The sequence below is a fragment of the Paenisporosarcina sp. TG20 genome, assembly GCF_000286315.1.
GTDB lineage: Bacteria > Bacillota > Bacilli > Bacillales_A > Planococcaceae > Paenisporosarcina.
Genome location: NZ_ALJG01000075.1, coordinates 1 through 1,674, shown reverse-complemented (window position 1 = coordinate 1,674; position 1,674 = coordinate 1). Strand labels below are relative to the sequence as shown.

1 protein-coding gene is annotated in these 1,674 nt (G+C 38.2%); it reads left to right on the top strand.

Going from position 1 to position 1,674, the window contains the following annotated elements; all coding sequences use genetic code 11:
* Positions 1 to 135 precede the first annotated feature (135 nt).
* Positions 136 to 1,578 (top strand): transposase, encoded by a 1,443-nt coding sequence (locus B371_RS0100480; protein ID WP_019412398.1) that lies wholly within the window; start codon positions 136 to 138, stop codon positions 1,576 to 1,578.
* The last annotated feature ends 96 nt before the right edge of the window (positions 1,579 to 1,674 follow it).

Below are 1,674 nucleotides of genomic sequence, written 5' to 3'. Positions count from 1 at the left end.
TAAGTTTCGCACCTTGAGAATTCAATAAAAAAAGCCTCTTTGAAAGAGACAAAAAGGCAAGAAAAACCCGCATGAGCACTGGTTTTTGGTATAATTAAGGTACCAATCCAAATCAACCAAAAAGGAAGTGTTATCATGCGGGAAAATGTAAAAGAAATCGAAAATGTATTTCAATCACATGGTTTTTCTATTGATTCTATTATACAAAATGTAATGAAGAAGTTCAAATTTCGTTCCCTTTGTCATCAGGTAGGATTTAAAAAGCAACAAGGGTATTCTGTCACCGATATTATGACGTTATTGTTGCTGTTTCCACTCATGCTTGTCAACAGTGTCAACGCCTTATACAAAAGCAGTTATCACAACATGACAGGAATAAAAAAAGATGCTTTTTACCGTCTGAAAAATAACGAACGCATGCCTTGGCGCAACCTGCTTTTAAATATCGCAAAACAGTTTCAAAAACTAGTGAATCCGAACAAGGAAGTTGCCGAAAAAGCAGCCTTTATTTTGGATGACACGATTGACATCCGTACGGGGAGAAAAATTGAAAAAGTTTCCTTTGTTCATGATCATGTTGCTGGTCGAAAGAAAAGTACACTTGGGTTTAAGAACTTAACGTTGGGGCTATTTGACGGTACAAGCTTTACCCCTCTTGATTTTAGCCTGCATGCAGAAAAGGCATTGAAACAAAAGCATCGGAAAGAACAATACAATAAAAAACGAAACGTAGGAGCCAATGGAGCCAAGCGCAAGAAAGAATGTGATGTGGACAAAATCACCAATGCTCTTACTATGCTAAAAAGAGCAGTGAAGCACGGATTTCAAGCGAATTATGTTTTAGTGGATAGCTGGTTCTCAAGTAAGGGCTTTATTTCTACCGTTAGAGGCATTAAGGGTGGAGCGTTGCACGTGATTTGTGCGATGAAAAAGGATTTCAGAAAATATGATTACAATGGAAAAGAAATGAACGCCAAGCAACTGCTAAAAACCCTTCAGACAGAAGGGAAAGAAAAGCGTTGTCGTAAACGAAACACACGCTATTTTGAAGTGACTGTCAAGTATACAGGCATCAACGAAACAGTGAAGTTGTATTTTTGTCGATTTCCATACCAAAAAAAGTGGAAACTATTCCTCTCTACAGATGAATCGTTGACCTTCCTTGAAATGCTGGAAGTCTATTCTGTGCGTTGGACAATTGAAGTTTTTTTCAAGGAAACGAAGCAATTGCTTCGATTAGGAAAATGTCAGTCCCAAAATTTTGATGCCCAAATTGCTCATGTAACAACAACGTATATTTTGTATACCTTTTTAGCTTATTTTCGTAGGATGAATGACTATGAAACACTTGGTGGATTGTTTGAGGAAATCAAAGATGAGATGGTAGAAAAGAATGTAGCGGAACGCCTATGGAACCTATTTGAAGAGCTTTTAGATGTCGTCATTGCCGCGATGGCTGAATCGGGAACCGTTGATATTCGAGCCTTTAAAACCTCTCCAGAATATGCACACATCAAGGAGCTATTTGAGTGCTCTTTTTTGGGGAATCAATTATTTGATGGAGATAAGGCGGCTTAAATAGCCAAAATGGAATAACGGCTAAACCTTATAATATCGGTGAATTCTGCGGGAAGTCTGGCTTGTAAACCCCATTTGTTGGGGTGCGAAACTTAA